Raw genomic sequence first — 26,793 nt, 5'->3', positions numbered from 1 at the left:
AGCCCAGCCCAGGGACACCGAGGAAGGGCCGCCCCGCCCCGAGGGTGTCGTCCCCCTCCCCCGCGCAAGCGGGTAGAGAGGGGGAAGCGGCGTAAGCCGCTCAGGGGGTGCCTCACACCCTCCCCATTGCGAACCCCTTGGCGATGTAGTGCCGCACGAACCAGATCACGATGGCGCCCGGCACGATGGTCAGCACGCCGGCCGCCGCCAGCGTCGCCCAGTCCATGCCCGAGGCCGAGACGGTGCGCGTCATGGTCGCCACGATGGGCTTGGCGTTCACGCTGGTCAGCGTGCGCGCCAGCAGCAGTTCCACCCAGCTGAACATGAAGCAGAAGAAGGCCGCCACGCCCACGCCGGCCTTGATCAGCGGCAGGAAGATGGTGAGGAAAAAGCGCGGGAAGGAGTAGCCGTCGATATAGGCCGTCTCGTCGATCTCGCGCGGAATGCCGCTCATGAAACCCTCCAGGATCCAGACGGCCAGCGGCACGTTGAACAGCAGGTGGGCCAGGGCCACGGCGATGTGCGTGTCCATCAGGCCCACCGTGGTGTAGAGCTGGAAGAAGGGCAGCAGGAAGACGGCCGGCGGCGTCATGCGGTTGGTCAGCAGCCAGAAGAACACATGCTTGTCGCCCAGGAACTGGTAGCGCGAGAACGCATAGGCCGCCGGCAGCGCCACCGTCAGCGAGATCACGGTGTTGATGGCCACGTAGATCAGGCTGTTGATGTAGCCCGAGTACCAGGAGGCGTCGGTGAAGATGGTTTGGTAGTTGGCCCAGGTGAAATGCTGGGGCCACAGCGAGAAGCTCGACAGGATCTCCTCGTTGGTCTTGAAGCTCATGTTGACCATCCAGTAGATGGGCAGCACGGCGAACAGCAGGTAGGCGACGAGGAACAGCGTGCGCTTGTGGAAACGGCGGTCTTCAGTCATGTCCGGCCTCCCGCAGGGCCGCCCCAAGGCAGGCCGAGACCCCTCGAGGGGGCAGCGAACGAAGGGAGCGTGGGGGTCATTCTCTTGCTCCTTCCTTGTCTGCCGTGCCCACGCGCTGCATCCAGTTGTAGAGGATGAAGCACAGCAGCAGGATGATGAGGAAATAGATCAGCGAGAAGGCCGCCGCCGGCCCCAGGTCGAACTGGCCCACGGCCTTTTGCGTCAGGTACTGCGACAGGAAGGTGGTCGCATTGCCAGGCCCGCCGCCCGTGAGCACGAAGGGCTCGGTGTAGATCATGAAGCTGTCCATGAAGCGCAGCAGCACGGCGATCATCAGCACGCCGCGCATCTTGGGCAGCTGGATGTAGCGGAACACCGCGAACTTGCTGGCGCCGTCGATGCGCGCGGCCTGGTAGTAGGCGTCGGGAATGGAGCGCAGGCCCGCGTAGCACAGCAGGGCCACCAGCGGCGTCCAGTGCCAGACATCCATGACCAGCACGGTAAGCCAGGCATGGGTGGCATTGCCCGTGTAGTTGTAGTCCACGCCCAGCGCGTTGAGCGCCGCGCCCAGCAGGCCGATGTCGGCGCGGCCGTAGATCTGCCAGATGGTGCCGACCACGTTCCACGGAATCAGCAGCGACAGCGAGACCACGACCAGCACCGCCGAGGCCTTCCAGCCCTGGGCCGGCATGGACAGGGCCAGCGCGATGCCCAGCGGGATCTCCACCAGCAGCACGGCCAGCGAAAAGCCGATCTGGCGCAGCAGGGCCGAGTGCAGTTCCTCGTCGCGCATGACCTGGGCAAACCATTCCGTGCCCACGAACACGCGCCGGTCGGGACTGATGATGTCCTGCACCGAGTAGTTCACCACCGTCATCAGCGGGATGATGGCCGAGAAGGCCACGCAGATGATGACCGGCAGGATCAGCAGCCAGGCCTTCTGGTTGACGGGCTTGATGGTCTGGCTCATGCCTGCAGCTCCTCGTTGACGTAGTAGCAGGTGTGGGGGCCCTGCAATTGCACCCAGACGGTCTGCCCTGCGGCGGGCAGGAAGGCGTCGGCGCCGCAGCGCAGCTTGAGAAGCCGCTCGCCCAGGCGCGCCACCAGCAGCTGGTGCGTGCCCACGTCCTGCACGCGCTCCACCGTGCAGGCCACGGCGCCGGGCGCGTCGGCCGAGGCCAGTGTCAGGTACTCGGGGCGTATGCCCAGGCTCAGGGGCAGGCCGGGCGCCACGCTGGCCAGTGCGGCGGGCAGGGACAGGTACTGGCCCTCGGCCAGCAGCCGGCCGCCGTCCTGCTGCAGCGGCACGAAGTTCATGCCCGGCGAGCCGATGAAGTGGCCGACGAAGGCATGGCTGGGCCGCTCGAAAAGCTGGGCGGGCGTGCCCACCTGCACGGCACGGCCACGCGTCATGACCACCACCTGGTCGGCAAAGGTCAAGGCCTCCACCTGGTCGTGCGTCACATAGATCAGCGTGAGCCGCAGCTCGTGGTGGATCTGCTTGAGCTTGCGGCGCAGCTGCCACTTGAGCTGGGGGTCGATCACCGTGAGCGGCTCGTCGAACAGCACGGCCGAGACATCGGGCCGCACCAGGCCCCGGCCCAGCGAGATCTTCTGCTTGGCGTCGGCCGACAGGCCCGCCGCGCGCTGGTCGAGCTGGCCGCTCATCTCCAGCATCTCGGCGATCTGGCCCACGCGGGCGCGGATGCGGTCGGCAGGCATGCGGCGGTTCTTCAGCGGAAAGGCCAGGTTCTCGGCCACGGTCATGGTGTCGTAGATCACCGGGAACTGGAACACCTGGGCAATGTTGCGTTCCTGGGGCGTGGCGCGCGTCATGTCGCGGCCGTCGAACAGCACCTTGCCCTGCGAGGGGACCAGCAGGCCCGACATGATGTTGAGCATGGTGGTCTTGCCGCAGCCCGAGGGGCCGAGCAGCGCATAGGCGCCGCCGTCCTCGAAGACCATGCTCAGCGGCAGCAGCGCATAGTCGCTGTCCTGCTGCGGGTTCGGCTTGTAGGAGTGGGCCAGATCGAGTTCTATGCGGGCCATCTCATCGTCCCCCGGGCCGCGCCGGCGCCAGCAGCAGCGCGCCGTCCGTGCCGAACACGTAGGCATGGGCCGGATCCAGGTGCAGCGTGACCGCGCTGCCCAGGTCCAGGTGGTGCACGCCCGTGACCTGGGCCACCAGCTCGCCCCAGGGCGTGCTGGCATGCACGAAAGTGTCCGACCCCGAGATCTCGGCCAGTTCCACCACGCCTTGCAGCGCCACATCCCCGGGCCGGGCCTGCAGGCGCAGCGCGCTGGCGCGCAGGCCCAGGGTCAGGGGGCCGGCAGCGGCCAGGCCCACAGGCAGCGCCATGGGCAGCCGCGCGCCGCCGGGCAGCTCCAACCCGGTGTCCACGGCCTGCGCGGGCACCAGGTTCATGGGCGGATCGCTGAAGGCCCGCGCCACACGCAGCGAATTGGGTCGGTGGAACACCTCCGCCGTGGGGCCGTACTGCAGCAGCTCCCCCTCGTGCAGCACGGCCGTGTGGCCACCCAGCAGCAGGGCCTCGCCGGGCTCGGTGGTGGCGTAGACCACGGTGGAGCTGCCGGTGGCGAACAGCTGGGTCAGCTCCTCGCGCAGTTCCTCGCGCAGCTTGTAGTCGAGGTTGACCAGCGGCTCGTCCAGCAGCATCAGCGGAGCGCCCTTGGCCAGCGCCCTCGCCAGGGCCACGCGCTGCTGCTGGCCACCCGACAGCTCGGCCGGATAGCGGTCCAGGAACATCTCTATGTGCAGCCGCTCGGCCAGGGCGCGCACGCGCTGCGCCACGTCGCGATCGCCGCGCAGCTTCAGCGGCGAGGCGATGTTGTCCGCCACCGTGAGCGAGGGATAGTTGATGAACTGCTGGTAGACCATGGCCACGTTGCGCTCGCGCACGGGCATGCCGGTCACATCGACGCCATCGACGCGCACCCGGCCTTCGGTGGGCACGTCCAGGCCGGCCATGATGCGCATCAGGCTGGTCTTGCCGGCCTGCGTGGCGCCCAGCAGCACGGTCACCGCGCGGCTTTCCAGTTCCAGGTGCATGGGGTGCAGCCAGGTCTGGCCGCCCACACGCTTGCTGATTCTCTCCAACACCAGTTCCACGACTGCCCTCTTTTGGCGAGGCCGCCACCGGGGCAGCATTTGAACAAGGAGAAAGGCGGGCCTCCAAAGCGCGTTTGAAGGCCCGAACGTCTTCATTTTTGTTCTTTCCGGATCGCAGCCCATCAACACATACCCTAGGTGCTGTTCCTTTTTCTTCGTTTTAAAGTTCCCCAGCCCACGGCTGGCCGCGTCAAATGCGCTATAAACCCGTCGCCCGGCCCGATTGACTGCCCGACCATCCACCCGTCCCCCCGATCGCCCCTCCGATGGATTTGCCGTGAACACCAACCCCCGCCAACTACAGCTGCTGGACGAAGTCCGCAGCCGCCAGTCCACCACGGTGGAGCAGCTGGCCGAGATCCTGGGCGTGACGCTTCAGACCGTGCGCCGCGACATTCAGAAGCTGGCAGATGCCGGGCTGATGGTGCGCTTTCACGGCGGCGTGCGCGTGCCCAGCGCCACGGTCGAGAACCTGGGCCACCCCCAGCGCCAGGTGCTGCATGCCGAAGGCAAGTCGCGCATTGCGCGCGCCGTGGCCGAGGCCATTCCCAACGGCTGCTCGCTGATCCTGAACATCGGCACCACCACCGAGGCCGTGGCCCAGGCCCTGCTCAAGCACCGGGGCCTGCGCGTGATCACCAACAACCTCAACGTGGCGGCCATCCTCAGCTCCAACGCGGACTGCGAAGTCATCGTGGCCGGCGGCGTGGTGCGCACGCGCGACCGGGGCATCGTGGGCGAGGCGGCCGTGGACTTCATACGCCAGTTCAAGGTGGACATCGCCCTGATCGGCATCTCGGCCATCGAGCCCGATGGCAGCCTGCGCGACTTCGACATGCGCGAGGTCAAGGTGGCCCAGACCATCATTGCCCAATCGCGCGAGGTCTGGCTGGCCGCCGACCACAGCAAGTTCCACCGCCAGGCCATGGTGGAGCTGGCACGCCTGGACCAGATCGACCGCCTGTTCACCGATACCGCGCCCCCTGCGCCCTTCGACGCACTGCTTCGCGAAGCCGAGGTGCAATGCGTGGTGGCGCAATAAGTTTTCCGCAGCCGCTGCGCCACCGCCCGCACAGGACACGCGCACCGGCCCTGCTTTTCCTGGATACCGCACCATGACCTATCTGCTTGCCCTGGACCAGGGCACCTCCAGCTCGCGCAGCATCGTCTTCGACACCCAGGGCCGCATCGTGGCCTCTGCCCAACTGGAGCTGCCGCAGATCTATCCCCGCCCCGGCTGGGTGGAGCACGATCCGCGCGAGATCTGGCGCACCCAGCTGGCCACGGCGCGCGAGGCCCTGGCCAAGGCCGGGCTGGCGGCGGCCGACATCCGCGCCCTGGGCATCACCAACCAGCGCGAGACCACCATGGTCTGGAACCGCGCCACGGGCCAACCCCTGCACCACGCCATCGTCTGGCAGGACCGCCGCGCCGAGCCGCTGTGCGCCCAGCTGCGCGAGGCCGGCCATGCCGACACTATCCAGCGCAAGACCGGCCTGCTGATCGACGCCTATTTCTCGGGCACCAAGCTGCGCTGGATCCTGGACAACGTCAATGGCGCACGCGCCGCCGCCGAGCGCGGCGAACTGGCCTTCGGCACCGTGGACAGCTGGCTGATCTGGCAGCTCACGGGCGGACGCCGCCATGTGACCGATGTCTCCAACGCCAGCCGCACCATGCTGTTCAACGTCCACACCAACCAGTGGGACGACGATCTGCTGGCGCTGCTGGAGATTCCGCGCGCGCTGATGCCCGAGGTGCTGCCTTCCGCCGCCGATTTCGGCCGCACGGCAGCCGAGGTGCTGGGCGGCGAGATCGCCATCGGCGGCGTGGCCGGCGACCAGCAAAGCGCCCTCTTCGGCCAGGCCTGCTTTTCCGCCGGCATGGCCAAGAACACCTATGGCACGGGCTGCTTCATGCTCATGCACACAGGCGGCGTGTTCCAGACCTCTGCCAACGGCCTGCTGACCACCGCTGCGGCACAGCCCAGCGCTGCGCCGGCCTATGCGCTGGAAGGCAGCGTCTTCGTGGGCGGCGCCGTGGTCCAGTGGCTGCGCGACGGGCTGCGCGCCATCGAGCACAGCGGCCAGGTGCAGCAACTGGCCGAGAGCGTGCCCGACTCGGGCGGCGTGATGATGGTGCCGGCCTTCACCGGACTGGGCGCCCCCTACTGGAAGCCCGATGCACGCGGCACCATCACGGGCCTGACGCGCGGCACCACCATCGCCCACATCGCGCGGGCCGCGCTGGAATCCATCGCCTTCCAGAGCGCCGCCCTGCTGCTGGCCATGAGCCGCGACGCGGTGGCCAGCGGCGGCGCGCCGGTGAGCGAACTGCGCGTGGACGGCGGCGCCTGCGTCAACAACCTGCTCATGCAGTTCCAGGCCGACCTGCTGGGCATTCCCGTAGTGCGCCCGGCCTGCGTGGAGACCACGGCCCTGGGCGCGGCCTACCTGGCGGGCCTGTCCTCGGGCATCTACCAGAGCACCGAGGAACTGTCGGCGCTGTGGAAGGCCGAGCGCCGCTTCGTGCCCACGCTGGACAAGCACCGCGCCGACGAGCTGATGGCGCGCTGGGAGCATGCGGTGGCCCAGACCGCGCTGGCGGCCTGAGGCTGACTGTCTTGCGCCGGCTTGCCAGCCTGGTTGCTTGCGGCCTGTGGCTGGCAGGCTGTGCCGCGCCACCGCAGGCGCTGCCGGTCCCGCAGCCCACCGCCTGCGCACGCCTGCAATGGCTGGGCAGCACCACGATTGCGCGCGATGAGCCCATCCATGGCGCCACCACCGGCAGCATCTCGGGCCTGGACTACGACACGCAGCGCGGCGACTACGTGGCCATCAGCGATGACCGCTCGGCCCGCGGCCCCGCGCGCTGGATGCGCCTGCGCATAGAGCCGCTGGACGCCGGCCAGCGCGCCGGCCCCAGCCCCTGGCAGGCGCAGGTCACCGAAGTGCACCCGCTGCTGGATACCGAAGGCCACTGGCTGCGCCCGCGCCATGCCGCGCCCGCCACCCAGCCCGTGCCCGACCCCGAAGCCATCCGCCTGCTGCCGGACGGCGGCCTGCTGTGGACCGACGAAGGCGACCCGGGCCGGGGCTTTGGCACCTCGCTGGTGAGGACCGACGCCACGGGCCGCCAGATCGCGCGGTGGTTCTACGCATTCAAGGACAAGGACGGCAGGCCGGGCCTGCGCTCGAACTTCGGCTTCGAGGGGCTGGCCGTCACGCCGGACGGACAGCAGGCCTGGCTGGCCCTGGAGGCGCCGCTGCGCCAGGACGGACCGCGCGCCAGCGCCGCCACGGCAGGCGCGCCCGTGCGCATCAGCCTGGTCAGCCTGGACGACGGCCGGCTGCTGCGCCAGATCGCCTACCAGCCCGATGCCGTGCCGGCCGCCAGCTGGGCCCTGCCCCAGCGCGAGGTCAACGGCATCAGCGAAATCCTGCCGGACGGTCCCGACCATCTGCTGGTACTGGAGCGCTCCTACAGCCCGGGCCACGGCTTTGGCGCGCGGCTGTACCGCATCGGCCTGCAAGCGCCCGATACGCTGGCCATGGACAGCTTCATGCGCAACCCGCCGCAGGTGGCAGCCAAGCAGCTGATTGCGGACCTGTCCACGGTTCAGCGCGGGCGGCTGGACAACATGGAGGCCATGTCCTGGGGCCCGCCGCTGCCCGATGGCACGCGCGTGCTGGTGTTCGCCAGCGACGACAACTTCAACCCGGCGCAGGCCAACCAGATCCTGGTCACCGCCTACCGGCCCTCGACGCCCTGCGCCCCCTGAAGGCGCTTCAGGGCGTGGCCTGCACCTGCTCCTGCGGCAGGTAGATGCGCGTCAGACCGCGCGCAATCGCCTCCACGATCTGCTCGCGCCGCAGGCCGATGTGCTCGGCCATCAGGCGTTCGCTGGCCTGGGCGTCGCGGTCGCTCAAGGCCTGCAGGATTTCCAGGTGCTCTTGCTGGGTGGAGGCGCGCCCCACGTTCTCCATGTCGATCCACCGGATGAAGCGGATGCGCTCGTTCAGGCTCACCAGCATGCGCCGCAGCTCGGCATTGCCAGCCATGTCGGCAATGCGCAGATGGAATCCCTCGTCCAGGTCCACCAGCTGCCGCACCGGCGTGTCGGAGGCCACGCGCTGGCTCTGCTCCAGATAGGCCCGCGCCTCGTCGATCTGGGCATCGGTGGCGCGCTCCACGGCCAAGCGCACGCATTCGCGCTCCACGGCCACGCGGGCCTCGTACAGGTCCAGTGACTCCTTCACGTCCAGCTCGCGCCGCATGTAGCCGCGGCTGGCGGGCAGCAGAAAACCGTCGGCCACCAGCCGCGTCAGTGCCTCGCGCACGGGCGTGCGGCTCACGCCCAGGCGCAGCGCCAGTTCGCTCTCGCTCAGGCGCTCGCCCGGCTTGAATTCGTAGGAGATGGCCATGTCACGCAGCGTGCTGTAGACGCTGGAGCCCCGTTCATGGCGGATGTTGGAGATTTTCATGGCGCCATTGTGCCCTCTGGCGCTTTGGATACTTTTAAGTATACTGAAATGGATTCTTAAAAACCCCTCATCCAACCTGCCCGGAGACTCCCGACATGACCACCGCTTTCAATGGCGCCGACGCCATGGTCCGCATGCTTCAGCTCAACGGCGTCAAGCACATCTTCGGCCTGTGCGGCGACACCAGCCTGCCCTTCTACGACGCCATGGCGCGGCTGGACCACGGCATGGACCACATCCTCACGCGGGACGAGCGCAGCGCCGGCTACATGGCCGACGCCTATGCGCGCGTCACAGGCAAGGTGGGCGTGTGCGAAGGCCCCAGCGGCGGCGGCGCCACCTACCTGCTGCCCGGCCTGGCCGAGGCCAACGAATCCTCGGTGCCCGTGCTGGGCATCACCTCGGACGTCTCCGTGGGCGCACGCGGCAAGTTCCCGCTGACCGAACTGGACCAGCAGGCGCTGTACAGGCCGCTGACCAAGTGGAATACCACCATCGACCGCGTGGACCAGATTCCGCATGCCGTGCGCAGCGCCTTTCGCGCCATGACCACGGGCCGGCCCGGCGCCACCCATATCTGCCTGCCCTATGACGTGCAAAAGCACGCGCTGGATCCGGCCGATGTCTGGGCCCAGCCCGGCCATGACCGCTATCCCGCCTACCGGTCCGCGCCCGATCCGGCGGCCGTGGCCGAGGCAGCCGACCGCCTGGTGGCGGCACGCTCCCCCGTGCTGATCTGCGGCGGCGGCGTGCTCATCGCGGGCGCCGGCGCCGCGCTGGATGCGCTGGCCACCCTGCTCAACGCGCCCGTGTGCTCCAGCGTCAGCGGCCAGGGCAGTCTTGCCGGCAGCCATCCGCTCAATGCCGGCGTGGTGGGCACCAATGGCGGCGTCGAGGCCACGCGCGCCGTGGTGGCGCAGGCCGATCTGGTGATGTTCATCGGCGCCCGGGCCGGCTCCACCACCACCGAGCACTGGCAGATGCCCTCGCGCAAGGTGACCATCGTCCATCTGGACGTGGACGCCATGACCATAGGCACCAACTACCGCACCGACGTGGCCCTGGTGGGCGACGCTCTGCTGGGCCTGCAGGCGCTGCACGCGGCCGTGCAGCAGCGCATCGCCCGCCGCCCCGCCGATGCCGCGGACGGCGCCGCGCTGGCGGCCACCGCGCGCGCCGCCAAGCTGGCCTTCTTCGCGCCGCTGGCCGCCTCGCTGGAGCGCCCCATCAAGCCCGAGCGCGTGGTGGACACGCTCAACCGCCTGCTGCCCGCGCGCGCCATCGTGGTGGCCGACCCCGGCACGCCCTGCCCCTACTTCACGGCCTATTTCGACGCGCCCCAGGCCGGCCGGCACTTCATCACCAACCGCGCGCACGGGGCGCTGGGCTTTGCCATGTCCGCCGGCTTTGGCGCAGCCATCGGCCAGCCCGATTCCGTGGTGGTCGCGGTCATGGGCGACGGCAGTTTCGGCTTCACCTGCGGCGAGCTGGAAACCATCGTGCGCCGCAACGTGCCGCTGAAGATGATCGTGTTCTCCAACAGCGTGTTCGGCTGGATCAAGGCCAGCCAGAAGTCCGGCTACGATGAACGCTACTTCTCCGTCGACTTCAACCGCACCCACCATGCCCGCGTGGCCGAGGCCTTCGGCGTCAAGGCATGGCGCGTGGAGGACCCGGCAGACCTCGAAGCCGCGCTCAAGGCTGCGCTGATGCACGACGGCCCGGCGCTGGTGGATGTGATCTCGCAAGAGCTCCAGGACACGGCCGTGCCGGTGAGCCAATGGATGGGTTGACGCCAGGCCCCACGCACAGACCCCCTCTCCCCTCTGCCCGTCAATGCGCTTGAAAAGGAGTTTCCATGCCCTGCCGCCCTTCACGCAGCCCTACACGCAGCCCTTCACGCCACCTCTACCGCCGCCAGCTGCTGCTGGCCATGGCCGCCGCATCCCTGCTGGGGCCGGCGGGCACGGCGTTCGCGCAGGGTGCCGCCCCGCTCAAGCTGGTCATCACCTTCCCGCCAGGGGGCAGCACCGACATCGCCGCGCGCATACTGCAGCCGCGCCTGGGCGAGGTGGCCGGGCGGTCGGTGATCGTCGAGAACCGCCCCGGCGCCGCCAGCCAGATCGCCACCCAGTACGTGGCCAAGTCGGCCCCGGACGGCAACACCCTGCTGTTCAGCTTCGACACCCATGCCATCAATCCCATCGCCAAGTCCCGGCTGCCCTACGACACCTTCAAGGACTTCACGGGCGTGTCGCTGGCGCTGCGCTTTCCGCTGGTGATCGGCGCCTCGGCCTCGGTGCCCGCCAAGGACCTGGCAGGCTTCCTGGAGCTGGCGCGCCGCAACCCGGGCAAATACAGCTACGCATCGACCGGCCTGGGGTCCATGAACCACCTGGTGATGGAAGACATCAAGCGCCGCTCGGGCACCTACGTGCTGCACGTGCCCTACGGCGGCGGCGGCCCGGCCGTGCAGGCCGTGCTCGGCAATGTGTCCGACCTCACGCTGCTCAGCTACGCGGCGCTGCGCGGCCAGATTTCGGCGGGCAAGATCAAGCCGCTGGCGGTGACCGGCCTCAAGCGCCTGCCCGAGCTGCCCGACGTGCCCACCGTGGCCGAATCGGGCTTTGCGGGCTTCGAGGCCTATTCGTGGATCGGCGTGTTCGCGCCTTCCGCCACGCCGGCCGCCACGGTGCACAAGCTCACCGAAGACTTCCAGGCCACGCTGAACACGCCCGACATCCGCAGCAAGCTCATGCAGTCGGGCTTCGAAGTCATGGCCACGGACGGACCCGCCCTCGACCGCTGGGTGCGCCAGGAATATGAGCGCTGGGGCCGCTTCGTGCGGGACAACAAGATCCAGCTCGAAGACTGAGAATCCGGACGGCACCCCCTTACAACACAGGAGCATTCATGGCACTTCCGCTGGACCACATCGTCATCGCCGTGCAGGACCTCGAGGCCGCCGTGGCGGACTACCGCGCGCTGGGCTTCCAGGTCGTCATCGGCGGCCGCCATCCGGGCCGCACCTCGCACAACGCACTGGTCGTCTTTGCCGATGGCGCCTACCTGGAGATCATTGCCTGGACCGCCCCGGCGCCCGAAGAGCGCTGGTACCGCACGCTGCGCGACCAGGGCGAAGGGCTGGTGGACTTCGCCCTGCTGCCCGGCAGCACCTCCCAGGCCCTGGCCGAGGCGCGCGGGCGGGGGCTGGACACCCTGGTCGGCCCCGTGGATGGAGGCCGCGTACGCCCCGACGGCGCGCAACTGCTGTGGCAGACGGCGCGCCACGCCACGCCCGACCTGCCCTTCCTGTGCGGCGACATCACGCCGCGCGCGCTGCGCGTGCCCGAAGGCAGCGTGCGCGAGCATCCCAACGGCGCGCTGGGCGTGGCCTCGCTGACCGTCGCCGTGCACGACCTGGAGGCCAGCCTGGACCGATACCGGGCGCTGCTGGGCCCGGGCCTGCCGCTGGAGAAGCTGGACAACCAGGGCGCGCGGCTGGCATTGCCAGGCTTCGATCTGCTGCTGCAAGGCGCGCAGGCACTGGCGGCCTGCGACGCACTGCGCCAGCGCCTTGCCACGCGCGGAGAGGGCCCTTGCGCGCTCACCCTGCGCCAGCGGCCCGGCGCCCCGGCACAGCCCCTGGACCTGGCCGCCAGCCATGGCGTGGACATGCGCTGGCACGGTGGGAACACGCTCTAAACTCTTCGTTTTCCTTCTCCACCGCCACCAGCATGAACACCGTTTCCACAGCCTCCCCTGTCATCGCCTTCATCGGTGGCGGCAATATGGCCAGCGCCATCATTGGCGGACTGATCGGCCAGGGCCAATCCGCAGACCGCATCGTCGTCGTCGAACCCTTCGAGGCTGCACGCGACGCGCTGCGCACGAACTTCGGCATCACGGCCCATGCCGATGCCGCGGCCGCCGCCAGCGCGCTGGACGGTGCCAGCATCGTGGTCTGGGCCGTCAAGCCCCAGACCTTCAAGGAAGCCGCCCAGGCCGTGGCGCCGCACACCGCCCAGGCCCTGCACCTGAGCGTGGCCGCCGGCATTCCCACGGACGCCATCGCCCAGTGGCTGGGCACGGGCCGCATCGTGCGCGCCATGCCCAACACGCCGGCCCTGGTGGGCAAGGGCATGACGGGCCTGTTCGCCCGCGCCCAGGTCGATGCCGCGGGCAAGAGCGCCATCGAGCAGGTGGTGGCCACCACGGGCCAGTTCGTCTGGGTCGACCAGGAAGCGCACCTGGACGCCGTGACCGCCCTGTCGGGCTCGGGCCCGGCCTATGTCTTCCTGTTCCTCGAAGCCATGACACAGGCTGGCGTGGACATGGGCCTCACGGCCGAGCAGTCCTACCGCCTGGGCGTGGCCACCTTCCAGGGCGCGTCGGAGCTGGCCGCCCGCTCCAGCGAAAGCGCCGAGGTGCTGCGCCAGCGCGTCACCAGCAAGGGAGGCACCACCCACGCCGCCATCACGCACCTGCAGGCGCAGCAGGTGCCCGAGCATTTCGTGGCCGCCATGCGGGCGGCGGAAACACGGGCCAAGGAGCTGGCCGCCGAATTCGGCCGCTGAGCCCGGCGCAACGCGCCCCAGGCTCCATGCAAAAGGGAGGCACCGGCCTCCCTTGTTTTTTCAGCGCTGAGCCCTCAGCGCAGCGCAAACCCCAGCGCCACGCCCGCGAACAGGCTGGCACCGATCCAGTGGCTCTTGCTGAAGGCGACGAAGCAGCCCTCGCGCGTGCGGTGGCGGATCAGGGTGAAGTGCCAGATCACCTGGGCCGCGGCCACGGCCAGGCCCAGCCAGAAAGGCCAGGCCAGGCCGAAGGGTGCCAACGCCCAGACCGTGAGCAGACCGCAGAGCACGAAGAAACCCATGACGGCCACCACGTCGAAGCGGCCCAGGGTGATGGCCGAGGTCTTCATTCCGATCTTGAGGTCATCGTCGCGGTCCACCATGGCGTATTCGGTGTCATAGGCCAGCACCAGGAACATGTTGGCCAACCACAGAATCCAGGCCGTGGCGGGCACCTGCCCCTGCACGGCGGCGAAGGCGATGACGATGCCGAAGTTGAAGGCAATGCCCAGGAAGGCCTGGGGCATGGCGAAGAAGCGCTTGGTGAACGGGTAGAGGATGGTGAACAGCACGGCGGGCACGGACCAGGCCACGGCCTCCCAGCGGGTGGTCAGCACCAGGCCCAGCGAAACCAGGGCCAGGGCCGCGCCCAGCAGCGCGGCCTCCTTGACCGAGACCAGTCCCGAGGTGATGGGGCGCTGCGTGGTGCGCTTGACGTGGCGGTCGAAGTCGCGGTCGGCGATGTCGTTGATGCAGCAGCCGGCGCTGCGCATCAGCACCGTGCCCAGCACGAAGACCACCAGCAGATGCCAGCCCGGAAAGCCGCCCGCCGCCACCCACAGTGCGGCCAGCGTGGGCCAGACCAGGACCAGCCAGCCGGCCGGCCGGTTGAAGCGGACCAGGTCCAGGTAGAGCGACAGTTTGCTGCGCCGGGGCGCAGGCATGGGCGTAGAGGAGGAGGTAGGCATGGCGTCTGGGCGCCGATGGCGGCCGTGGGCCGACCATCGCACGCATCACATTCGAAAATGCCCGCATTGTCGCCGCTGGGCGGGCGGGCTCGGCGGCGCGCCTCAGCCGCGCCTGCCGGCAACGCGGGTTTGCGCCCACTCCACGGCACAGATCACCAGCGCCATCCAGGCCAGGCCCAGCAGCCAGCCAGCCAGCACATCGCTGGCATAGTGCACGCGCAGCACGACGCGGCTGGCCCCCACGCCCAGGGCAACGGCCAGGGCCGCCAGGCCCACGCACCAGCGCCAGGCAGGCCGCAGGTACGGCAGCAGCAGCCAGGCCAGCATCAGATAGAGCACGAAGGTGCCGGCGCTGTGGCCGCTGGGGAAGCTGAAGCCGCCCTCGGGCACCCAGCCGCCCACGGGGCGCGGGCGGCCCACGCTGGTCTTGATGGCGCGTATCCACAGGCCGACTCCCGCCGTGGCCACCACCCAGGCGGCCGCATGCAGCCAGTCGCGGCGCCACAGCAGCAGCGCCAGCACGGCAACAGACAGCGACACCATCCAGCCCACATGGCCCAGCTGGGTGAAGGCGACCACGGGGCGCACCCAGGCATCGGTGGCATGGCCAGCAAGCCACTGGTGCAGGGCATCGTCCAGCACCGGCCAGTCGGTGCAGGAGTCGCAGCCTGCGGGCTGGCCCAGGCCCAGCATGTCGCGCACCATCACGCCCAGGGCCAGCGCGGCCAGCAGGCCCGCCGCAACCAGGCCCTGCCATGCGGCGCGTGGCATCGGCAGGCCTGCATGGCGCAGCCGCGCGGCGGCGGGCAGGCGCAGGTAGAAAAAAAGGCCGCCCAAGGCGGCCAGTACCAGGCACAGGCCGCTCGTGGCGGCGTGTGCGTCAATCCAGGTCCGGAGCATGCGCGGTCATCACTCCCGGGCCGTGGCAGGTGCTTGGGACATGTGCAGCATCACTCTTCAAGCAGGGCACGCAGCATCCAGGCGGTCTGCTCATGCACGGTCAGGCGCTGGGTCAGCAGGTCGGCCGTGGGCTCGTCGCTGGCTTTGTCGGCCAGCGGGAAGAGGCTGCGCGCCGTGCGTGCCACGGCTTCATGGCCTGCCACCAGGATGCGCACCATCTCCAGGGCCTTGGGCGGATCGTGGGGCACGTCGGCCAGGCTGGTGAGCTTGCCGAAGTCGGCATAGGAACCCGGTGCGAAATGGCCCAGGGCGCGGATGCGCTCGGCGATGGGATCAACGGCGTTCCACAGTTCCGTGTACTGCCCCATGAACATGGTGTGCAGTGTGTTGAACATCGGGCCCGTGACGTTCCAGTGGAAGTTGTGCGTTGTCAGATAGAGCGTGTAGGTGTCGGCCAGCAGGGCCGACAGGCCCTTGGAGATGGCGGCACGGTCCTTGTCGCTGATGCCGATGTGGATGGCGCTGGAGCGCACGGACACCGGTGCGACATCGGCCGTCGCTGCCTGCACGGTCTTGGCGGCCTGCACGGCCTCTGGCTTCTTTGCACCGGACTTGTCTTTGCTGGCATTTTTGGCCATGGGATCCCTTTCAACTTCGTACGGATGGAATATGCCCCGGGCAGACCGCCCGGAGACCGAAAGCAACGATAACGCAAGCGCGGTGGCCCTGGAGGCACGGCCCGCGCAGCGGTGCAGTCATCAGGACAGGCGTTTGACGCCGGGCAAGGCGCAGGCGTAGACCGCGTTGCGCAGGGCGGCGATGGCCTCGTAGCGCGTGAAGCTGCGGCGCCAGGCCAGGACCACGCGGCGCGTGGGCGGTGCCGAGCCGTCGTCCTCGAGGATGGGCAGGTAGCGGATGTGCGGCTCGTCGGTCTTGCGGCGGCGCGCCGTGGTCTCCAGCGCATCGGCGGGCACGGACAGGCGCGGCACCAGGGTCACGCCCATGCCGGCGGCCACCATGTGCTTGATGGTCTCCAGCGACGAACCTTCGAAGGTGCGGCGAATGCCTTCGGCATTGCTGGCATAGCGTGCGAACTCGGGGCAGACCTGGAGCACATGGTCGCGGAAGCAGTGGCCCGAGCCCAGCAGCAGCATGGTCTCGTTCTTGAGATCGCTGGTGGAGACATGGTCCTTCTGGGCCAGCGCATGGGTGCTGGGCACGGCAGCCATGAAGGGCTCGTCATACAGCGGCGCCAGCGCCAGGCCGGTGTCGGGGAAGGGCTCGGCGACGATGGCGCAGTCGATCTCGCCCGTGCGCAGCATCTCCAGCAGCTTGATGGTGTAGTTCTCCTGCAGCATCAGCGGCATCTGCGGCGTGCGCAGGATGGAGTTGCGCACCAGATCGGGCAGCAGGTAGGGGCCGATGGTGTAGATCACGCCCAGCGTGAGCACGCCCGACAGCGGGTCCTTGCCGCGCTTGGCGATTTCCTTGATCTCGGCGGCCTGCTCCAGCACGCTTTGCGCCTGCCGGATGATCTCCTCTCCCAGCGACGTGACCGACACTTCGCCGGCGCTGCGCTCGAAGAGCTTGACATCGAGCTCCTCCTCCAGCTTTTTGATCGCCACGGACAACGTGGGCTGGGACACATAACAGGCTTCGGCGGCGCGGCCAAAATGCTTTTCACGTGCCACGGCCACGATGTATTTGAGTTCGGTAAGTGTCATTGGCGAGCTGTGTCTGGGAGGGAACCTCGGGAAATACGATGGTCTTAGACCTGGAACCTGGGCCGAAACCTTTGTGCAACCAGGCCTTGCGGCCCGGTTGCCGGGGTGCTCCCCTCAAAAGTTCCTGTGCAGACTCTAGGATTTGTCCTATTTCGATTGTGCCAGTCCTCGTCCACGCATGACCACTGCGCGCTCCCCGACCTGCCGGCTTTTTGCATTTATCCACCTAGTGCAGCGGCCGGCGCATCCGGCCGCGCTGCTGCATGAGCTGGTCCATGCCTATCAATGCTGCCAGGCCTATGGCCACGATCACGGTAAAGACGGGAAGGTCCAAAGCGCTGATCACGGCAAAACCTTGCGGCCGAGCATACCGCTGTGTCTCGGAAATGCATACAAAGTCTGCTGCGGCCATGCCCGTGTAATGCATGGAGCATACTGCCGCCCCCATCACGGCAGCCGCCAGCGCCCGCATGCCCAGCGAGCCGGTGCGAAACGACAGCCAAAGAGCGGCGCTGGCCGCCACCACGGCAATGGCCACGGACAGCACCACGGTGGGAACGGACCAGACGATGAAGCCCGGAAAGCGCATGCCGTACATGCCCAGGTAATGCATGAAGGCCACGCCCAGGCCCAGCAGGGTGCCGGCGCCCAGCACGCGCAACCCGCTTTCGGGCCGCCGCGCGACAAAGGCCAGCGCCACCGAGGTCGCAGCGACGGCAGCCACCAGGGACACCAGGGTTTCGACCATGGAGTAGCCCGAGCCCATGCCCAGGTTCAGCGCCAGCATGCCCGTGAAATGCATGGACCACACGCCTATGCCGCCCAGCGCCGTGCCGGCCGCCAGCAGATTCAGCCAGCTGATTCCCGTGCGCCCGCGAATGCGCTGTGCCGCCGTGAGGGCCACGAAGGAGCCCAGCACGGCAATGCCATAGGACAGGGCCACCAGGCCCATGCGCCAGGAGGTCTCGACGAGTTCATTCGCTTGAACGGCTTCATTCATGTGGACGGCTCCTCATTCTCAGAAAGATGGGACAACACAAGAGTGATCACGGCCGTCCTCCCCGTGGGGAAGCGTGGGGAGGAGTGGCAGGCCATCCCCTCCCGGATGGACCTACCCTGTTTTTTGCGACTCAATGTACCAAAATGTCACAAATACTCAATGCCGTCGCCGCGCGCAGCTGTCACCGCCAGGACCGCATGAAGCGCTCCCTACCGACAGCTACAACGCACACGCAAACCTTGTCTGGCGCGGGCTGCAGGCCTGCGGAGCAGGCCGCCACCGGGCAGCGCCCGGGCGCGTAAAAATACGTAACAGGAACATCCCGCAAGCAGGGGCCGGCCCATCAGGCCTTGAGGAATTCGGCCTTGCCGCCCAACCAGCGGTCCACATGCCGCTGGGCCAGTTGCGGGTGCTGCTCCAGCATGCGAGGCGCAAGCTCGCGGGCCCAGTCGAGCAGCATCAGGTCCTGCTCCAGATCGGCAAAGCGCAGCATGGGAGCGCCTGATTGGCGCGCACCCAGGAATTCGCCCGGACCGCGAATCTCCAGGTCGCGCCGCGCGATCTCGAAGCCGTCGTTGGTTTCGGCCATGGCACGCAGCCGGTCCTTGGCCGTCTCGCCCAGGCGGCCGCTGTCTCCCACCGAATACAGCAGCACGCAGGCCGAGGCCGCCGCCCCCCGCCCCACGCGCCCGCGCAGCTGGTGCAGCTGCGACAGGCCAAAGCGCTCCGCATGCTCGATCACCATGAGCGAGGCATTGGGCACATCCACGCCCACTTCGATCACGGTGGTGGAGACCAGCACGCCCATGACGCCGGCCGAGAACAGCTCCATCACCGCCTTCTTCTCGGCCGTGGGCATGCGCGAATGCAGCAGGCCGACCATGACATCGGGCAGCATCTCGCTGAGGTAGGCGTGGGTGGCCGTGGCGTTGGACAGGTCCAGCGCCTCGCTTTCCTCGATCAGCGGACACACCCAGTAGACCTGGCGCCCCTGGGCGACCTGGGCGCCGATGCGTTCGATGACTTCGTCCTTGCGGCTGTCGGCAATGAGCTTGGTGACGATGGGCGTACGCCCAGGCGGCAGCTCGTCGATGGTGGAGACATCCAGGTCGGCGTAGTAGCTCATGGCCAGGGTGCGCGGGATCGGGGTGGCGCTCATCATCAGCAGATGGGGCTCCATGCCCGAGGCTGCGAGTTTCTGGCGCAGCGCCAGCCGCTGGGCCACGCCGAAGCGGTGCTGCTCGTCTATGACGGCCAGCGCCAGATTCTTGAACTCCACCTGGTCCTGGATGACGGCATGCGTGCCCACCACCAGGGCCGCCTCGCCGCTGCGGACCAGCTCCAGCATGGCGGTGCGCTCCTTCTTCTTCTGCGCGCCGGCCAGCCAGGCCACGCGCTTGCCCAGCGGAGCCAGCAGCGGCTCCAGCCAGCCGACCAGCTTGCCGAAATGCTGCTCGGCCAGGATTTCGGTGGGCGCCATCAGCGCGCACTGCCAGCCGGCCTCGATGCAGGCCACGGCCGACAGCGCCGCCACCACCGTCTTGCCCGATCCCACATCGCCCTGCAGCAGCCGGTGCATGGGCATGCGGCGCTGCATGTCGGCGAGGATCTCGCCCACCACGCGCTGCTGGGCACCGGTCAGGCCAAAGGGCAACTGGTCGAGAAACTGGCGCGCCAGTCCCTGGGCGCTGTCCATGGGCAATGCGCGCAGCACGGGCGCCCTGAGCCGCGCGCGCTCGCGCTTGGCCTCGTATTGCGACAGTTGCTGGGCCAGCAGTTCCTCGGCCTTCAGGCGCTGCCAGGCCGGGTGCGAATGGTCTTCCAGCGTGGCCAGGGCCACATCGGGCGTGGGATGGTGCAGGAACTGCAGCGCGTCACGCAGGCTGAACAGCGGCGGCAGCCCGCCGTTGCCGTGGAAATGGGCCACGGGCGGGTGCTCTCCTGCGGGCAGCGTATCGGAGAGGTCGGCCCGCAGCATGGCCGTGGCCGCTGCGCGGCGGATATAGGCCTGGGGCAGTCCTGCCGCCACCGGATAGACGGGCGTGAGCGCCGTGGGCAGATCCCCTCCGGCCGCGCGGAACGCGGGGTGCAGCATCTGCCGTCCCCAGAAGCCGCCCTTGACCTCGCCGCGTATGCGCAGCCGCGCGCCCACGGACAGGGTTTTCTGGTGCGAAGGGTAGAAGCTGAAGAAGGTCAGCACGCATTCGGCCGTGCCGTCGTCCACCGTGACCTTGAGCATGCGGCGAGGGCGCAGCTGCACTTCGCTGTGGGTGACCGTGGCCTCGATCTGCACCGTATCGCCTTCGCGCGCATTGCGCAGCGCGGTGATGCGGGTCTCGTCCTCATAGCGCAGCGGCAGGTGCAGCGCCAGGTCGATGTCGCGCACCAGTCCCATTTTCTGCAGCGCCTTCTGCGCGGGACTGGCGGCAGGCCTGGCAACGGACTGTGCAGGCGTGGCGGCCTTGTCGCCCGAAGTGGCCGAGGCCTTGCCGGCCTTCCTGGCGCCGCCCTTGCCTGCGCCAGCCTTTGCCTTGCCGGCGCGCGCGGCCTTGCCACCAGGGGCGTCGCGCCCCAGGTCGGGAAAGGCAGAGGAGACGTTCAGGGGCATGGGCTTTCCTGTTTCAGAACATGCGCGTTGGCTGGCAGCATAGTGTATGAATATACAGGTGTAGGCAACACGCCACGTTCATGCCGGCCGGCCCTGCCCAAAGCACCCTTGACGCCCCGGGTCTCTGGGGAAGCCGCTACCATGCACGCTGACGTTACGTAGTGTTACCCCGCCACCGAATGCCATGTTGAAGCGTATCAATGTCCAGCATGTCACTCTGGGCATGTTCCTGCACGAGTTCTGCGGCTCCTGGATGGAGCATCCCTTTTGGCGAACCCGTTTCCTGCTTCGCTCCGAGGCCGATCTCCAGCGTCTGCGCGCCACCTCCATCCAGGAGGTCTGGATCGATGTGCGCAAAGGCCTGGACGTGGGCGTGCAGGTGCCCTGCCTGCGCTTCGACCCGCAGGACGAGCTTCGCCACCAGATCCCCGACAACGCCCGCCCTGCGTCCGAGCAGAGCACGGCCCCCATCTCCACCGCCACCGAGCTGCGCCGCGCGGCCCAGACCTGCGCCCAGGCCAGGCAATTGCTGAGCCGCCTGTTCAGCGATGCGCGGCTGGGCCGGCCCGTGGACGCCTCGGCCGCCGGACAGCTGGTGGACGATGTGACGGCCTCCGTTGCACGCAATCCCCATGCGCTGATCGGCCTGGCCCGCCTGAAGACCGCCGACGACTACACCTACATGCACAGTCTGGCCGTGTGCGCGCTGATGGTGGCCCTGGCCAAGCGCATGGGCCTGGACGACCACAGCCTGCGCAAGGCCGGCATGGCCGGCCTCATGCACGATCTGGGCAAGACCGCCATTCCGGTGACCGTGCTCAACAAGCCCGGCCCGCTGGACGACGCCGAATGGGCGCTGATGCGCGCCCATCCACGCCACGGCGAGCAGCTGCTGCGCCCGCTGGGCCTGGACGACGAGGTCATCGATGCCTGCCTGCACCACCATGAAAAGGTGGACGGCAGCGGCTACCCCGACGGGCTGCAGCAGGGCGACATCGGCCTGCTGGCGCGCATGACGGCGATCTGCGACGTCTACGATGCCATCACCTCGGACCGGCCCTACAAGAAGGGCTGGCCGCCTTCGGAGGCGCTGCGTCGCATGGCCGAGTGGAGTCCGCGCCATTTCGACAAGCGGCTGTTCGAGCAGTTCGTGCAGACCGTGGGCATCTACCCGCTGGGCTCGCTGGTGCGCCTGCATTCGCAGCGTCTGGCGGTGGTGGTCGATGCCTCGCCGGCCAGCCTGCTGGCGCCGCGCGTCAAGGTTTTCTATTCGCTGCGCCAGTCCTGCCGCGTCACGCCGGAGATCGAGGACCTGTCCGAAAGCCTGGGCAACGACCGCATCATCGCGCGCGAAGACCCTGCGGACTGGGACTTCCCCGATCTGGAATCGCTGTGGCTGGAGTTCGAGCGCCAGCCCCAGGCCGCCATGGCCAGGTGATCGCCGGCAATTCCGGGGATGACCCCAGGGTTTGCGACAATTGCCAGCTTCCGTTCAACGAACTTGGAACGGGCCATGTCCGGCCCTCAAGCACTGCATGTCCTCCCTGTCCCGTGTGTTCTCGCTCAGCGATTTCGACTTCGAGCTTCCCGAGAAGCTGATTGCCCAGCATCCTGCCGCCCAGCGCAGTGCCTCGCGCCTGCTCGACGGCCGCGACGATGCCAACCCGCCCGCCGACCGCATCTTCCACGAGCTGCCCGATCTGCTGCAGCCCGGCGACCTGCTGGTGTTCAACGACACGCGCGTGATCAAGGCGCGCATTTTCGGCGAGAAGGCCAGCGGCGGCCGGCTGGAGCTGCTGGTCGAGCGCGTGCTCGAAGGCAACGACGTCGTGGCCCACATGCGCGTCAGCAAGAAACCCCTGCCCGGCTCGCGCATCCACCTGTGCGGCGGCAAGAACGGTGGCGGCTTCGACGCCGTGCTGCGCGGCCGCTGGCCCGACGAGAACGGCCCGCTGTTCCACCTGAGCTTTGAAGGCCCGCGCGGCGAGACGCCCCATGAGCTGATGGAGCGCTTCGGCCATCTGCCGCTGCCGCCCTACATCGAGCGCCACCAGGAAACCGGCAACGACCCCGATGCCGCCGAAGACAGCGAGCGCTACCAGACCGTCTTCGCGGCCCGCCCCGGCGCCGTGGCCGCACCCACGGCCGCCCTGCACTTCGACGACGCCGTGCTGGCCCGCCTGGCCGAGCGCGGCATCGAACGCGCCAGCGTCACGCTGCACGTGGGCGCCGGCACCTTCCAGCCCGTGAAGACCGAGAACCTGGCCGACCACCAGATGCACAGCGAGTGGTACGAAATCCCGCTGGCCACCCTGGCCGCGCTGGAACGCTGCCGCCAGCGCGGCGGCCGCATCATCGCCGTGGGCACGACCACGGTGCGCACGCTGGAGTCCTGGGCCCAGACGGGCAACTTCTCAGGCGATACGCGCATCTTCATCACACCGGGCTTCGAGTACCAGGTGGTCGATCTGCTGATCACCAACTTCCACCTGCCCAAGAGCACGCTGATGATGCTGGTCAGCGCCTTCGCCGGCTACGAGCAGGTGATGGCGCTGTACCGCCATGCGATCGCGCAGGAGTACCGCTTCTTCAGCTATGGCGACTCCATGCTGTTGAAGAAGAAAAGCACCCCCTGAGCGGCTGGCTTAGGCCCTTGCTTGGTGTCCCTCGCCTCAGGCCGCGCCAAGCCCGAAACGCCGCATGTTCAGCCAAAGTAGTGGCAGAGCCTGCGGCCCTTGACCTCGTGCACGCTGACGGGGATGCCGTAGAGGGTGCTGAGGACCTCGTCCTGCACGACCTCGGCCGGCGTGCCCGCCACGGCCAGGCGGCCGTCCTTGAGCGCGATGATGTGGTCGGCGTAGCAGGAGGCGAAGTTGATGTCGTGCAGCACCATGACCACGGTCTTGCCGCGTTCGGTGACGGCGCGGCGCAGCAGGCCCATCATGCTGACGGCATGGGCCATGTCCAGGTTGTTCAGCGGCTCGTCCAGCAGGATGAAAGGCGTGTCCTGGCACAGCACCATGGCGATGTAGGCGCGCTGGCGCTGGCCGCCTGACAACTCGTCGAGAAAGCGCTCGGCCAGCGGCGTGAGCTGCAGGTACTCCAGCGCCTCGTCCACATGGCGCACATCCTCGGGGCCCAGCCGGCCCTTGCTGTGCGGAAAGCGGCCGAAGCCCACCAGGTCGCGCACCGTCAGGCGCAGCGTGCTCTGGTTGTCCTGGCGCAGGATGGCCATGATGCGCGCCAGCGCCTCGGTGGGCGTGGTGGCCACGTCGCGGCCAGCCACCAGCACCTGGCCTTCCGTGATCGGCATGAGGCGGCTGACCAGGGACAGCAGCGTGGATTTGCCGGCCCCGTTGGGGCCGATGATGGCCGTCAGCGCCCGCTCGGGCACGTTGAAGTTGAGCTCCTGCAGCACGGTCGTGCCGCCATGGCGCTTGAGCAGATCACGCACCTCGATCATTGGGTCCCCTTGCGCATGAGCAGCACGATGAAGACGATTCCACCCAGGAACTCCACCACGATGCTCAGCACGGTATTGAATTGAAAAAGCTGCTCCAGCAGCACCTGGCCGCCCATGAGCAGCACGCAGCCCCAGAGCACGGCCGCAGGCAGCACCCAGGCATGGCGGCGCGTGCCCATGGCGTGATACGCCATGTTGCTGACCAGCAGGCCGAAGAAGATGACAGGCCCGACCAGGGCCGTGGACACGGCCACCATGCAGGCCACCACGGCCAGCAGCCGCAGCACGCGGCCATCGTAGTCCAGGCCCAGGCCGATGGCGGCATCGCGCCCGAGCGAGATCACGTCCAGCACGTGGCGCTGGCGCCAGATCCAGGCGCTGCCCAGCGCGATCAGCAGCAGCGACGGCACCAGCAGCTGCAGGTTCACCGCGTTGAAGTTGGCGAACATGCGGTCCTGCAGCGCCGTGAACTCATTGGGATCGAGCACGCGCATGGCCAGCCCCGCCAGGCTGCGAAAGAAGATGCCACCCACCATGCCCACCAGCAGCATCAGGTGCAGGCTGCTGGCATGGCCCACGAAGAGCCAGCGCATCAGCAGCACGCTGAAGCCCACCATCAGCACGATGTTGAGCGCATAGCGCCCGACCTCGCCCATGGCGGACACGCCTGCCGCGCCCAGCATCAGCACCATGGCCGCCTGCACGAACAGGTACAGCGCATCCAGCCCCATCACCGAAGGCGTGAGGATGGTGTTGTGCGACACGGTCTGGAACACCACGGTGGACAGGCCGATGGCGCAGGCCACCAGCGCCATGGTCAGCACCTTGGCGCCCCGGTGCTCCAGCACGAAGGCCCAGTCGGTCCTGACGCCCACGGTCATGAAGGCCAGCAGGCACAGCAGCGCCAGCCCTCCCAGCAGCGCCAGGCGTCGGCCCCGGCCCCAACTGCGCGCAGACGGATCGTCGGAAGCAACGGATTGCGGCAGGCTGCTCATGCTCGGTCCTTGCGGCGGCGCAGGATGAGCGCCAGGAACAAAGCACTGCCCAGCACGCCCAGCACGGTGCCCACGGGGATTTCATAGGGCGCGATCAGCATGCGCCCGACCAGATCGCACAGCAGGGTCAGGCCCGCGCCGATCAGCGCCACCCACAGCACGCTGCGGCGGACGTTGTCACCCAGGACCAGGCGCACCACGTTGGGCACGATCAGTCCCACAAAGGGAAGGCTGCCGGCCGTGACCACCACGGCGGAAGTGGCCACGGCTACCACCACCAGCCCCTGCCAGACCAGGCGCCGGTAGTTCAGGCCCAGATTGGTGGCAAAGCTCTCGCCCAGGCCGGCGACGGTGAAGCGGTCGGCCGCCAGGCAGGCCAGGGCGGTGACACCCAGCGACAGCCACAGCAACTCGTACCGCCCCTGCACCACCAGCGAGAAATCGCCGTTGGACCAGGACTTGAGCGCCTGCATCATGTCGAACTGCAGCGCCACGAAGCTGCCCGCAGCCTCCAGCACGCCGGCCAGCACCAGGCCGACCAGGGGCACCATCCACGACGAACGCAGCCGGATGCGCGAGAGCACGGCCAGGAACAGCGCCGTGCCCAGCAGTGCCGCCACGGCCGAAATTCCCATCTTGGCCATCACCGGCCAGTGCGGCACCCAGAGGAACGCAGCCAGCATGCCCAGGCTGGCCGACTCCACCGTGCCCACGGTGGAAGGCTCCACGAAATGGTTGCGCGCCAGCATCTGCATGAGCAGTCCGCAGACCGCCATGGATGCGCCGGCCAGCAACAGGGCCAGGGTGCGCGGCACGCGGCTGTAGACCAGCACCTGGCTGGCCAGGTCGTCCTCGCTGCGCGACCACAGCACGCTCCAGTGCATGTCGCCCGCGCCCACCATCAGGCTGGCCAGCGACAGCGCCAGCAGCAGGCCCAGCGCGAAAAGCCAGGCAAGGGCCTGGCGAGAGGGGCGTGACATGGGCACGGCGTGCGCGGTGGCGACAGGCGGGCTCAACGCTTTGGCGTCATGTGCGGGCAAAGGCATCCGACAGTTGCTGGATATTGGCCTTCAGCGCGCCCGGCCCGGCGTTGGACAGGGTGTACCAGTTGGCTGCGTTCAGATAGACCACCTGCTTGCCGCGCCAGGCCTTGGTGGCGCGCACCAGCGGGTTGTCCAGCAGTTGCTGGGCGGTCTTGCCATCCTGGCCGATGGCCACGTCGCGGTCGATGACGAACAGCCAGTCGGGATTGGTCTTGAGCAGGAACTCGAAGGAGACCACCTGCCCATGGCGCGCCACCGTCAGGTTGTCGATGGCCGGCTTCACGCCGAACACATCGTGCAGCATGCCGAAGCGCGAGCCCGGACCGTAGGCGCTGAGCTTGCCGCCCGAGGTCAGCAGCACCAGCCCCTTGCCCGCGTTCTGCGCCTTGCCATGCAGCGCGGCGATGGCCTGCTCCACGGCCCGGACCTCGGCCTCGGCCTTGTCCTGCAGGCCGTAGACGGCGCCCAGCGTGCGGATGTTGCGGTAGATATCGGCCATCTGGTGCTGGTCGCTGACGCTCAGGTCCAGCACGGGGGCGAAGCGCGACAGCTCCTTGTACTTGGCCTCGGAGCGGCCGCCCACGATGATGAGGTCGGGCGACAGCGCCTTGACGGCCTCGTAGTCGGGCTCGAACAGGCTGCCGATGCGCGCATACCTGGCATCGGCATAGCGGGCCAGCAGCGGCGGCATCTTGAACTCGGGCACGCCACGCACCTCGCCGCCCAGCGCCTGCAGCGTGTCCAGCGCCGCCAGCTCGAACACCAGCACGCGCACGGGCTTGAAGGGCACCTGGACCTCGCCCTTGGCGTGCGGCACGGTCACGGTCTTGCCGACCGCTGCCGTCTGTGCATGGGCCATGGACAGTGCCAGAGGCAGCGTGACCAGCATGCCCGCGCCCTGGCCCATCGTCGCCAGGATGTGGCGCCGGGAATGATTTGCATTCAAGGTGTTCATTCTTTCAATGATTGCTGT

The 26,793-nt window shown here is 68.4% G+C and carries 24 protein-coding genes; 9 read left to right on the top strand and 15 right to left on the bottom strand.

Features of this window, described 5'->3' with window-relative positions:
- Positions 1–112: 112 nt before the first annotated feature.
- The 4 genes from ACN20X_RS05030 to ACN20X_RS05015 form a co-directional block, all read right to left on the bottom strand.
- Positions 113–928: a carbohydrate ABC transporter permease gene (locus ACN20X_RS05030; protein ID WP_013804448.1), complete on the bottom strand. Its 816-nt coding sequence runs from the start codon at positions 926–928 to the stop codon at positions 113–115.
- Between the two features lie 76 nt (positions 929–1,004).
- Positions 1,005–1,898, bottom strand: coding sequence for a carbohydrate ABC transporter permease (locus ACN20X_RS05025; RefSeq protein WP_034363482.1), 894 nt, complete (start codon positions 1,896–1,898; stop codon positions 1,005–1,007).
- Positions 1,895–2,977: an ABC transporter ATP-binding protein gene (locus tag ACN20X_RS05020; RefSeq protein ID WP_016452006.1), complete on the bottom strand. Its 1,083-nt coding sequence runs from the start codon at positions 2,975–2,977 to the stop codon at positions 1,895–1,897. Before ACN20X_RS05020 ends, ACN20X_RS05025 begins: the two co-directional genes overlap by 4 nt.
- Position 2,978: 1 nt before the next feature.
- Positions 2,979–4,058, bottom strand: a complete 1,080-nt coding sequence (locus tag ACN20X_RS05015) for an ABC transporter ATP-binding protein (protein ID WP_016452007.1) — start codon at positions 4,056–4,058, stop codon at positions 2,979–2,981.
- Positions 4,059–4,335: 277 nt separating this feature from the next.
- On the opposite strand from ACN20X_RS05015, the gene ACN20X_RS05010 reads away from it, so the two are divergent.
- The 3 genes from ACN20X_RS05010 to ACN20X_RS05000 all read left to right on the top strand — a co-directional run bounded on the left by ACN20X_RS05010 (position 4,336) and on the right by ACN20X_RS05000 (position 7,839).
- On the top strand, positions 4,336–5,100 hold the full coding sequence (locus tag ACN20X_RS05010; protein WP_016452008.1) for a DeoR/GlpR family DNA-binding transcription regulator: 765 nt from the start codon (positions 4,336–4,338) through the stop codon (positions 5,098–5,100).
- A 73-nt stretch (positions 5,101–5,173) separates the two neighbouring features.
- Positions 5,174–6,670: a glycerol kinase GlpK gene (gene glpK / locus ACN20X_RS05005; protein WP_252653412.1), complete on the top strand. Its 1,497-nt coding sequence runs from the start codon at positions 5,174–5,176 to the stop codon at positions 6,668–6,670.
- Between the two features lie 11 nt (positions 6,671–6,681).
- Entirely contained in the window at positions 6,682–7,839 is a 1,158-nt protein-coding gene (locus tag ACN20X_RS05000) for an esterase-like activity of phytase family protein (RefSeq protein ID WP_473210340.1), read from the top strand.
- 7 nt (positions 7,840–7,846) lie between these two features.
- Here ACN20X_RS05000 and ACN20X_RS04995 read toward each other — a convergent pair whose 3' ends face one another.
- Positions 7,847–8,542, bottom strand: a complete 696-nt coding sequence (locus tag ACN20X_RS04995; RefSeq protein ID WP_310036531.1) for a GntR family transcriptional regulator — start codon at positions 8,540–8,542, stop codon at positions 7,847–7,849.
- A gap of 95 nt (positions 8,543–8,637) precedes the next feature.
- Here ACN20X_RS04995 and ACN20X_RS04990 point away from each other — a divergent pair, with 95 nt between their 5' ends.
- From ACN20X_RS04990 to proC, 4 genes are all read left to right on the top strand, one after another.
- Positions 8,638–10,335, top strand: a complete 1,698-nt coding sequence (locus tag ACN20X_RS04990) for a thiamine pyrophosphate-binding protein (protein WP_016449161.1) — start codon at positions 8,638–8,640, stop codon at positions 10,333–10,335.
- A gap of 65 nt (positions 10,336–10,400) precedes the next feature.
- Complete coding sequence (locus tag ACN20X_RS04985; RefSeq protein ID WP_016452013.1) at positions 10,401–11,417, top strand: tripartite tricarboxylate transporter substrate binding protein; 1,017 nt, start codon at positions 10,401–10,403, stop codon at positions 11,415–11,417.
- Between the two features lie 38 nt (positions 11,418–11,455).
- Positions 11,456–12,247, top strand: coding sequence for a VOC family protein (locus tag ACN20X_RS04980; RefSeq protein WP_473210339.1), 792 nt, complete (start codon positions 11,456–11,458; stop codon positions 12,245–12,247).
- A 32-nt stretch (positions 12,248–12,279) separates the two neighbouring features.
- A complete protein-coding gene (proC, locus tag ACN20X_RS04975) occupies positions 12,280–13,119 on the top strand; it encodes a pyrroline-5-carboxylate reductase (RefSeq protein ID WP_374006267.1) in 840 nt (279 codons plus the stop codon).
- Between the two features lie 74 nt (positions 13,120–13,193).
- On the opposite strand, the gene ubiA is transcribed toward proC, so the two are convergent.
- The 6 genes from ubiA to recG form a co-directional block, all read right to left on the bottom strand.
- Positions 13,194–14,063 (bottom strand): 4-hydroxybenzoate octaprenyltransferase, encoded by an 870-nt coding sequence (ubiA, locus tag ACN20X_RS04970; RefSeq protein ID WP_016449157.1) that lies wholly within the window; start codon positions 14,061–14,063, stop codon positions 13,194–13,196.
- Positions 14,064–14,189: 126 nt separating this feature from the next.
- A complete protein-coding gene (locus ACN20X_RS04965; protein ID WP_016449156.1) occupies positions 14,190–14,987 on the bottom strand; it encodes a phosphatase PAP2 family protein in 798 nt (265 codons plus the stop codon).
- Between the two features lie 50 nt (positions 14,988–15,037).
- Positions 15,038–15,625: a Dps family protein gene (locus ACN20X_RS04960; protein ID WP_016449155.1), complete on the bottom strand. Its 588-nt coding sequence runs from the start codon at positions 15,623–15,625 to the stop codon at positions 15,038–15,040.
- 120 nt (positions 15,626–15,745) lie between these two features.
- On the bottom strand, positions 15,746–16,711 hold the full coding sequence (locus tag ACN20X_RS04955; protein ID WP_016449154.1) for a LysR substrate-binding domain-containing protein: 966 nt from the start codon (positions 16,709–16,711) through the stop codon (positions 15,746–15,748).
- A gap of 226 nt (positions 16,712–16,937) precedes the next feature.
- Complete coding sequence (locus ACN20X_RS04950; protein WP_016449153.1) at positions 16,938–17,711, bottom strand: MHYT domain-containing protein; 774 nt, start codon at positions 17,709–17,711, stop codon at positions 16,938–16,940.
- Between the two features lie 343 nt (positions 17,712–18,054).
- Complete coding sequence (gene recG / locus ACN20X_RS04945; RefSeq protein ID WP_209799257.1) at positions 18,055–20,319, bottom strand: ATP-dependent DNA helicase RecG; 2,265 nt, start codon at positions 20,317–20,319, stop codon at positions 18,055–18,057.
- Positions 20,320–20,503: 184 nt separating this feature from the next.
- On the opposite strand from recG, the gene ACN20X_RS04940 reads away from it, so the two are divergent.
- Positions 20,504–21,757 (top strand): HD-GYP domain-containing protein, encoded by a 1,254-nt coding sequence (locus ACN20X_RS04940; protein ID WP_473210338.1) that lies wholly within the window; start codon positions 20,504–20,506, stop codon positions 21,755–21,757.
- 97 nt (positions 21,758–21,854) lie between these two features.
- Positions 21,855–22,955 (top strand): tRNA preQ1(34) S-adenosylmethionine ribosyltransferase-isomerase QueA, encoded by a 1,101-nt coding sequence (gene queA / locus ACN20X_RS04935; RefSeq protein WP_016449150.1) that lies wholly within the window; start codon positions 21,855–21,857, stop codon positions 22,953–22,955.
- A 68-nt stretch (positions 22,956–23,023) separates the two neighbouring features.
- On the opposite strand, the gene ACN20X_RS04930 is transcribed toward queA, so the two are convergent.
- From ACN20X_RS04930 to ACN20X_RS04915, 4 genes are read right to left on the bottom strand one after another with little or no spacing between them, the layout of a single operon-like run.
- Positions 23,024–23,782: an iron ABC transporter ATP-binding protein gene (locus ACN20X_RS04930; RefSeq protein ID WP_034363473.1), complete on the bottom strand. Its 759-nt coding sequence runs from the start codon at positions 23,780–23,782 to the stop codon at positions 23,024–23,026.
- Positions 23,779–24,777 (bottom strand): iron chelate uptake ABC transporter family permease subunit, encoded by a 999-nt coding sequence (locus tag ACN20X_RS04925; protein WP_034363470.1) that lies wholly within the window; start codon positions 24,775–24,777, stop codon positions 23,779–23,781. The genes ACN20X_RS04930 and ACN20X_RS04925 overlap by 4 nt, the downstream gene beginning before the upstream one ends.
- Positions 24,774–25,757, bottom strand: a complete 984-nt coding sequence (locus ACN20X_RS04920; RefSeq protein ID WP_026062663.1) for an ABC transporter permease — start codon at positions 25,755–25,757, stop codon at positions 24,774–24,776. The genes ACN20X_RS04925 and ACN20X_RS04920 overlap by 4 nt, the downstream gene beginning before the upstream one ends.
- A 46-nt stretch (positions 25,758–25,803) precedes the next feature.
- Positions 25,804–26,775: a siderophore ABC transporter substrate-binding protein gene (locus ACN20X_RS04915; protein WP_349305360.1), complete on the bottom strand. Its 972-nt coding sequence runs from the start codon at positions 26,773–26,775 to the stop codon at positions 25,804–25,806.
- Positions 26,776–26,793 lie beyond the last annotated feature (18 nt).

The organism is Delftia sp. PX-1 (assembly GCF_055797465.1).
The sequence above is the reverse complement of the archived record's forward strand: the minus strand, read 5'-3'. Positions and strand labels throughout refer to the sequence as shown.

Excerpts from the sequence above, each read along its gene's own strand:
- ACN20X_RS05030 (WP_013804448.1), bottom strand. The coding sequence starts at position 928 with ATGACTGAAGACCGCCGTTTCCACAAGCGCACGCTGTTCCTCGTCGCC.
- ACN20X_RS04915 (WP_349305360.1), bottom strand. The coding sequence starts at position 26,775 with ATGAACACCTTGAATGCAAATCATTCCCGGCGCCACATCCTGGCGACG.
- queA (WP_016449150.1), top strand. The coding sequence starts at position 21,855 with ATGTCCTCCCTGTCCCGTGTGTTCTCGCTCAGCGATTTCGACTTCGAG.
- ACN20X_RS05025 (WP_034363482.1), bottom strand. The coding sequence starts at position 1,898 with ATGAGCCAGACCATCAAGCCCGTCAACCAGAAGGCCTGGCTGCTGATC.
- ACN20X_RS04950 (WP_016449153.1), bottom strand. The coding sequence starts at position 17,711 with ATGAATGAAGCCGTTCAAGCGAATGAACTCGTCGAGACCTCCTGGCGC.
- recG (WP_209799257.1), bottom strand. The coding sequence starts at position 20,319 with ATGCCCCTGAACGTCTCCTCTGCCTTTCCCGACCTGGGGCGCGACGCC.
- ACN20X_RS04995 (WP_310036531.1), bottom strand. The coding sequence starts at position 8,542 with ATGAAAATCTCCAACATCCGCCATGAACGGGGCTCCAGCGTCTACAGC.
- ACN20X_RS04985 (WP_016452013.1), top strand. The coding sequence starts at position 10,401 with ATGCCCTGCCGCCCTTCACGCAGCCCTACACGCAGCCCTTCACGCCAC.
- proC (WP_374006267.1), top strand. The coding sequence starts at position 12,280 with ATGAACACCGTTTCCACAGCCTCCCCTGTCATCGCCTTCATCGGTGGC.
- ACN20X_RS04990 (WP_016449161.1), top strand. The coding sequence starts at position 8,638 with ATGACCACCGCTTTCAATGGCGCCGACGCCATGGTCCGCATGCTTCAG.
- ACN20X_RS04930 (WP_034363473.1), bottom strand. The coding sequence starts at position 23,782 with ATGATCGAGGTGCGTGATCTGCTCAAGCGCCATGGCGGCACGACCGTG.
- ACN20X_RS04940 (WP_473210338.1), top strand. The coding sequence starts at position 20,504 with ATGTTGAAGCGTATCAATGTCCAGCATGTCACTCTGGGCATGTTCCTG.
- ubiA (WP_016449157.1), bottom strand. The coding sequence starts at position 14,063 with ATGCCTGCGCCCCGGCGCAGCAAACTGTCGCTCTACCTGGACCTGGTC.
- glpK (WP_252653412.1), top strand. The coding sequence starts at position 5,174 with ATGACCTATCTGCTTGCCCTGGACCAGGGCACCTCCAGCTCGCGCAGC.
- ACN20X_RS04920 (WP_026062663.1), bottom strand. The coding sequence starts at position 25,757 with ATGTCACGCCCCTCTCGCCAGGCCCTTGCCTGGCTTTTCGCGCTGGGC.
- ACN20X_RS04925 (WP_034363470.1), bottom strand. The coding sequence starts at position 24,777 with ATGAGCAGCCTGCCGCAATCCGTTGCTTCCGACGATCCGTCTGCGCGC.
- ACN20X_RS05020 (WP_016452006.1), bottom strand. The coding sequence starts at position 2,977 with ATGGCCCGCATAGAACTCGATCTGGCCCACTCCTACAAGCCGAACCCG.
- ACN20X_RS04955 (WP_016449154.1), bottom strand. The coding sequence starts at position 16,711 with ATGACACTTACCGAACTCAAATACATCGTGGCCGTGGCACGTGAAAAG.
- ACN20X_RS04965 (WP_016449156.1), bottom strand. The coding sequence starts at position 14,987 with ATGCTCCGGACCTGGATTGACGCACACGCCGCCACGAGCGGCCTGTGC.
- ACN20X_RS04980 (WP_473210339.1), top strand. The coding sequence starts at position 11,456 with ATGGCACTTCCGCTGGACCACATCGTCATCGCCGTGCAGGACCTCGAG.
- ACN20X_RS04960 (WP_016449155.1), bottom strand. The coding sequence starts at position 15,625 with ATGGCCAAAAATGCCAGCAAAGACAAGTCCGGTGCAAAGAAGCCAGAG.